6 protein-coding genes and 1 pseudogene are annotated in these 6,606 nt (G+C 60.3%); 5 read left to right on the top strand and 2 right to left on the bottom strand.

Annotated elements, in window-relative coordinates; translation table 11 throughout:
- Nucleotides 1–74: 74 nt before the first annotated feature.
- Nucleotides 75–860 carry an alpha/beta hydrolase gene (locus C9413_RS25710; protein WP_170251079.1) on the bottom strand — a complete coding sequence of 262 codons (786 nt, stop codon included), beginning with the start codon at nucleotides 858–860 and terminating at the stop codon, nucleotides 75–77.
- A gap of 157 nt (nucleotides 861–1,017) precedes the next feature.
- Between C9413_RS25710 and C9413_RS25705 the strand changes: the two genes are divergently transcribed.
- Nucleotides 1,018–1,263, top strand: a complete 246-nt coding sequence (locus tag C9413_RS25705) for a zinc-finger domain-containing protein (RefSeq protein ID WP_039846741.1) — start codon at nucleotides 1,018–1,020, stop codon at nucleotides 1,261–1,263.
- A gap of 23 nt (nucleotides 1,264–1,286) precedes the next feature.
- Nucleotides 1,287–2,435, top strand: a complete 1,149-nt coding sequence (locus C9413_RS25700) for an FAD-dependent monooxygenase (protein WP_039844785.1) — start codon at nucleotides 1,287–1,289, stop codon at nucleotides 2,433–2,435.
- Here C9413_RS25700 and C9413_RS25695 read toward each other — a convergent pair whose 3' ends face one another.
- Nucleotides 2,436–3,626, bottom strand: coding sequence for a cystathionine beta-lyase (locus C9413_RS25695; RefSeq protein ID WP_039844784.1), 1,191 nt, complete (start codon nucleotides 3,624–3,626; stop codon nucleotides 2,436–2,438).
- 368 nt (nucleotides 3,627–3,994) lie between these two features.
- On the opposite strand from C9413_RS25695, the gene C9413_RS25690 reads away from it, so the two are divergent.
- The 3 genes and pseudogenes from C9413_RS25690 to C9413_RS25680 form a co-directional block, all read left to right on the top strand.
- Nucleotides 3,995–5,020 (top strand): amino acid ABC transporter substrate-binding protein, encoded by a 1,026-nt coding sequence (locus tag C9413_RS25690; RefSeq protein ID WP_039844783.1) that lies wholly within the window; start codon nucleotides 3,995–3,997, stop codon nucleotides 5,018–5,020.
- 97 nt (nucleotides 5,021–5,117) lie between these two features.
- Nucleotides 5,118–6,320 (top strand): amino acid ABC transporter permease, encoded by a 1,203-nt coding sequence (locus C9413_RS25685; protein ID WP_170251078.1) that lies wholly within the window; start codon nucleotides 5,118–5,120, stop codon nucleotides 6,318–6,320.
- Between the two features lies 1 nt (nucleotide 6,321).
- Nucleotides 6,322–6,606: pseudogene (locus C9413_RS25680) on the top strand (amino acid ABC transporter permease); the annotation flags it as partial.

Raw genomic sequence — 6,606 nt, 5'->3', positions numbered from 1 at the left:
GAACATAAATGGGTGCCGGTCCTGTGCTTTTTTAGGATGATTTTTTGGTAATCGCAGCACTCTGAGACGGATCGTCACCGCCTGGCGACTCTCTCATAGAACTCTAGGACCGCCTTCTTGAATACCTTGTCTCCAACCGCCAACATATGGTCGCGGCCCGGAATGTCCAGCGCCTCGGCATGCGGCATCAAGCCCGCCAATTCCTCTGCCGAACCTGCAATATCGTCCTTTGTTCCAACGCCGATCAAAGTCGGCGCACCGATCCTGCCCATGTCGGCCCGCGCCACGAGATCGCGCGATCCCCGGATGCAGGAAGCGAGCGCCTGCCGGTCGCTCCTGGTCTGCTCGGCGAAGGCGCGGAACATGCGCCCGCGGGCATGCGTGACGTCGTCCAGCGAGGGCGCGAGCAGCGCGTCGGCAATCGGATCCCAATCGCCAACGCCATCCGTCATCCCGATGCCAAGGCCGCCTAGCACCAGCGAATGCACGCGATGCGGATGGGCAAGCGCCGTGAAAACCGAAATCCGCGCGCCCATCGAGTAGCCCATGACATTGGCTTGCGGAATGCCTAGGTGGTCGAGTAGCGCCACGGCATCTTCCGCCATGATCCACGGCCGGTAGGCTTCGGCATCGTGGGGTTTGTCGCTTGCCCCGTGGCCACGATTGTCCATCGCGATCACCCGATAGCCTGCATCGCCCAGCGTCTTCACCCAGCCGGGATGCACCCAGTTGACGTTGGCGGTCGAAGCAAAACCATGAATGGGCAGTGCCGGGGGACTGTTGGTGTCCCCTTCGTCGAAAAAGGCGAGTTTCAGGCCGCCGTGGGAGAAACGGGAAAATGCGGGCGTATTCAGATTCATAGTGCCGTCCTTTTTGGCCGGACCATATTTTATCGAGCAGCGGAGGTGAACCCTCGGCCGCGCCAAAAAACCATTTGCCGCGCGGCGCTTTGGCTCTACACATTTGAGGCGAAGGATTATAATGTCCGCGCACATTCCAAAGCATTCGGAGACAGACATGGCCGGCCACAACATTCCCCACTTCCAGAACGACGGCGGACACCGCGTGATTGAAGTCGGCGTGAAAGAGTTCATGTGCACCGGCGCATCCGTGCCCTTCGATCATCCGCACATCTTCATCGACATGGGCGACGACAACGAAAAGGTCTGCTCCTACTGTTCGACGCTTTATCGCTTCAACGGCGCGCTAAAGCCGAGCCAGACGAAGCCCGCCGGTTGCGTCTTCCACGTCAAGGCAGCGTAAATTCACTCAAGATCGGACATCAGATGCCGGTCGAGCACGCCGCCATCATCGGCGCCGGAACTGCGGGCCTGACCGCGGCTCTGGCCCTGGCTGAGCGCGGCATCAGTTCGGATATTTTCGAGCAGGCTGCCGCGCTTGCAGCGGTCGGCGCCGGCCTGCAAATCTCGCCGAATGCCTCGCGCATCCTCGCAAAACTCGGCGTCCTGCAGGACATCGAAAAAGTCTGGCTCGAGCCGCAGTTCATTCGCCTTTTCTCCGGGGATACGCTCCGCCCGCTTGCGGCCGTTCCCGCAGGCGACTTCGCTCGCATCCGCTGGGGCGCTCCCTACGGCGTCCTGCACCGCGCGACGCTGCAGGGGGCGCTGCTGATGGCAGTCGAAGCAAACCCTCGTTGCACGATCCATCTCGGCCATAGGATCGCCCCGGGCGCGCTTCCTCAAACCACCCGCCGGCCGGATGTAATCATCGGTGCCGACGGCGTCTGGTCGAAGCTGCGGCAGTCGATCAAGGGCAGTCCCTCGTCGCACTTTTCCGGCGACATAGCCTATCGCTTCACGATCGCCGGCAATTCCGCGCCGTCGTTCCTCGACCGCGTCAATGTCTCGGCATTCCTCGGGCCGTCGGCCCATCTCGTCTGCTATCCGCTGAAGGAGGCCGGCAGCCTCAATCTCGTCGCCATCACGGCCGGCAATGCTGCGCCGCAGGACTGGCGCAACGATCCGACGGAGCAGCAATTGAAGCAGCTCTCAATACGCTTTTCCGGATGGAGTGCCGATATCAAATCGCTGTTCGGTGAGGCCCGCATGACCTTCTGGCCGCTCTACGAGGCGACGGAGGGCAACTGGCAAAACGGAAGTGACACCGTCCTTATCGGCGACGCGGCTCACGCCATGACGCCTTTTGCGGCCCAAGGCGCGGCGATGGCAATCGAAGATGCCTACGAGCTCGCGGCGCTGCTTGCAGCCCATCCCGTAAAGGAAGCTCTGCTACGCTTCGAACAACAGCGCGCGCCGCGCGTCGCAAAAATTCGCAAGCGCGGCGCCTTCAACCGCTTCGCTTATCATGCCCGCGGTCCGGTGCGCATCGGCCGCGATATCGTTCTTTTGCTGAAGGCGCCGCAAAGCCTCGCGGCGGATCTCGACTGGGTCTACGGCTACCGTCCGACCGACTGATCAGACGGCATTGGCGGCTGCAAAACCACGTTCGATATCGGCCTTGATGTCTACAACGTCTTCAAGACCGATCTGAAGCCGGATGACAGGCCCTTCCTGCGGCGCCTTGCGGATACGGCGATCATTGAGATTGACGTGGACTGCAAGGCTCTCGAAGCCGCCCCAGGAATAACCCAGGCCGAAGACCTGGAGTGCGTCTAGGAAGGCATGCGCCTTGGCCTTGAATTTCTCCGGAGCTTCGGCTGCGAGCACGAAGGAGAAGATACCGCTCGCGCCCTTGAAATCACGCTTCCAGAGTTCATGCGACGGGAAGCTCGGCAGCGCCGGATGCAGGACGCTCGCGACCTCCTCCCTGCCCTCAAGCCATTTGGCGATCGTCAGCGCGCTTTCATAGTGCCGCTCAAGCCTTACACCCATGGTGCGCAGGCCGCGCAGGATTTGGTAGGCGTCGTCCGGAGCGCCGCAAATGCCGAGCGTGATATTGGCTTCCTTCAACTGCTCCCAATGCCTGGCATTGGCCGAAACCGTGCCCATCAGGATGTCGGAGTGGCCGGAGGGATACTTCGTCGCGGCATGAATCGAAATATCGACACCGAAGTCGAGCGGCCGGAAATAGACCGGCGTCGCCCATGTATTGTCCATTGCAACGACCGCACCATGCTTGTGGGCGATTGCGGCAATTGCCGGAATGTCCTGCATTTCGAACGTATTCGACCCTGGCGCCTCGGTGTGCACCAGCTTCGTGTTCGGCTTGAAAAGCTGCTCGATGCCGGCGCCGATCGCCGGGTCGTAATATTCGACGTCGACGCCGAGACGCGTCAGCATCGTGTCGCAGAAATGCCGCGTCGGCGTATAGACCGAATCGACGATGAGAACATGATCGCCGGACGAGAGAAATGCGAGCAACGGCACTGTAACGGCGGCAAGGCCCGTAGGAACCAAAATCGTTCCGGCAGACCCCTCAAGTGCATTAATCGCATCGCAGAGCGCATCCGTCGTCGGCGTCCCGCGGGTGCCGTAAGTATATTTCTGCGACCGCGTCTCCATCGTCCTGGCATTGGGGAAGAGCACCGTGGAGGCATGGACGACCGGTGGATTGACGAAACCGAAGTAGTCCGAAGGATCGTTGCCGATATGCGTCAGGCGCGTATTGATGCCCGCGTTCTGCAGTAGATTGTCTCTGTCGTTCATAATCTGGAATGGCCTTTGGCGGAATGATGCAAAGCTGCACTTCTGGCCCCGCCCCGCAAAACGGTCAACCCCGGGCTAAGACTACACAAATTCCCCAGTTCGTTACTTTATCAGATATATCAGTGGATTACGCGACAATTTTCCGCAAAGGGGTGCCCATTTCCTGCTCAAATGCCTATCAGGGCGGCGCATTTTACCAAAATGCCAATTTCTGCCGCAATTGTGAACCGCGACACTTGACCGTGGTGATATTTGCGACTGTGATAGAACCGCTCGCGCCGGGAGGGTGTCGAGAATTGGGGGGCGAATGGTTTGCTTCAGCCGTCCCCTCCACAAAAACATAAGACAACAGATAAAGGTTGGGAAAAATGAAGATTAAGCTCCTGTCCGCCGCCGTCGGCGCAGCAGTTTTCGCCCTTGGCGCCTCGTCTGCCGCGGCAGCCACTCTCGCAGACGTGAAGGCAAAGGGTTTCGTCCAGTGCGGCGTCAACAGCGGCCTCGTCGGCTTTGCTCAGCCTGACGCGTCCGGCAACTGGGCCGGCTTCGACGTCGATTTCTGCAAGGCGGTTGCTTCAGCCGTGTTCGGCGATCCGACCAAGGTCAAGTATACGCCTCTTTCCGCGAAGGACCGCTTCCCGGCCCTGCAGTCCGGCGAAGTCGACGTCTTGTCGCGTAACACGACCTGGACGATCAACCGCGATACTGCTCTCGGCTTCAACTTCCGCGCGGTCACTTATTACGACGGTCAAGGCTTCATGGTTCGCAAGGGCTTGAACGTTAAGTCGGCTCTCGAGCTTTCCGGCGCTGCCGTCTGCGTTCAGGCCGGCACGACCACCGAACTCAACCTCGCCGACTACTTCAAGGCCAACAACCTTCAGTATAACCCGGTCGTTTTCGAAAAGCTCGAGGAAGTCAACGCCGCATACGACTCCGGCCGTTGCGACGTTTATACGACCGACCAGTCCGGCCTTTATTCTCTGCGTCTGACGCTGAAGAACCCCGACGAGCACATGATCCTTCCGGAGATCATCTCCAAGGAACCGCTCGGCCCGGCCGTTCGCCAGGGTGACGACCAGTGGTTCGATGTCGTCTCTTGGACTGCCTTTGCTCTGGTCAATGCTGAAGACTTCGGCATTACCCAGGCCAATGTCGACGAGATGAAGAACTCGCCGAACCCGGATATCAAGCGCTTCCTCGGTTCCGAAACCGACACCAAGATCGGCACCGACCTCGGACTCACCAACGATTGGGCGTATAATGTGATTAAAGGCGTCGGCAATTACGGCGAAGTCTTCGAGCGCAACGTCGGTCAGGGCAGCCCGCTCAAGATCGAACGCGGCCTGAACGCTCTGTGGAGCAAGGGCGGCATCCAGTACGCGCCCCCGGTCCGCTGATCGCCGGCCTGGAATGAAATACCGGAAAGGCGGGAAACCGCCTTTCCCACGTCCAAGAAAAAAGCCCAAAACGGGCACATAGGGGAATTGGCTCGGCATGACGCAAGAGGCTCTGGGCACGACACCGTTGCCTAAAACCGGCTGGACCTTCCGGTCCGCAATGTATGATCCCAAATACCGGGGTATCTTTTATCAGGTTCTCACCGTCCTCGCGATCGCTGGAGTGGCCTGGTGGATTGTGGACAACACGATCGAGAACCTCGCACGCAGCAATACGGCCTCTGGTTTCGCCTTCCTCAGAGGACGCGCCGGCTTCGAGGTCGGTCAGTCGCTGATTTCCTACTCCAGCGACTCGACCTACGGACGCGCGCTCGTCGTCGGCTTCCTGAATACCCTCCTGGTCGCGGTTACCGGTATCATCACCGCGACGATCATCGGCTTCATCGTCGGCATCGGGCGCCTGTCGCACAACTGGCTGATTGCCAAGCTTTGCACGGTCTATGTCGAAGTGTTCCGCAACATCCCGCCGCTGCTTGTCATCTTCTTCTGGTATTCCGGCGTTCTTGCCATTCTGCCCGCGGTCAGAGAATCGTATCACTTGCCTTTGAACATGTTCCTGAACAATCGCGGTCTGGCCTTCCCGAAGCCGATCTTCGAAGCGGGGATGTGGGCGGTTCTGATCGCCTTTGTCGTCGGCATCATCGCCGCCATTATAACCGCGCGCTGGGCGCATAAGCGCCAGGCCGCGACAGGCCAGCCGTTCCACACGATCATGGTCTCGATCGCACTCATCGCCGGCCTTCCGATCCTTGCCTTCCTGGTGACCGGCCTGCCGATGTCCTTCGACCTTCCGGTCGCCGGCAAGTTCAACCTGACTGGAGGCTCGGTCGTCGGCCCGGAATTCATGTCGCTCTTCCTGGCACTTTCGTTCTATACGGCAGCCTTCATTGCCGAGATCGTCCGCGCCGGCATTCGCGGCGTAGCCAAAGGACAGTCGGAGGCGGCAGGCGCCCTTGGGCTCCATCCTTCCGCCATCCCCCGCCTTGTGGTGGTGCCCCAGGCCTTCCGCATCATCATTCCGCCGCTGACGAGCCAGTATCTGAACCTGACGAAGAACTCGTCGCTGGCCATTGCGATCGGCTTTGCGGACCTTGTCGCGGTCGGGGGAACGACCCTCAACCAGACCGGACAGTCCATCGAAATCGTGCTGATCTGGATCGTCGTCTATCTCAGCCTCAGTATCCTCACGTCGCTGTTCATGAACTGGTTCAACGCCAAGATGGCACTGGTGGAGAGATAAGATGTCCGTTGCCAACACCCCCTTTGTCAGAACGGCGATCCTCACGGCTGAACCGCCGCCGCCCGGCGAACGCGGCGCTGTCGCCTGGGTCAGGCGCAACCTGCTCGCAACGCCCAAGGACATCCGGCTGACGGTGCTTGCGATCGCCGCCCTCGCCTGGGTCGTGCCTCAGTTGATCGACTGGCTGTTCATCCAGGCCGTGTGGACGGGCAGCGACCGCCCCTTCGGTGCAACCGCCGTTCAAGGCGGCATTCAGCCCGATGGTTGGAGCGGCGCCTGCTGGGCC

Source organism: Rhizobium sp. SEMIA 4085 (assembly GCF_013004495.1).
GTDB classification, from domain to species: domain Bacteria; phylum Pseudomonadota; class Alphaproteobacteria; order Rhizobiales; family Rhizobiaceae; genus Rhizobium; species Rhizobium gallicum.
The sequence above is the reverse complement of the archived record's forward strand: the minus strand, read 5'-3'. Positions and strand labels throughout refer to the sequence as shown.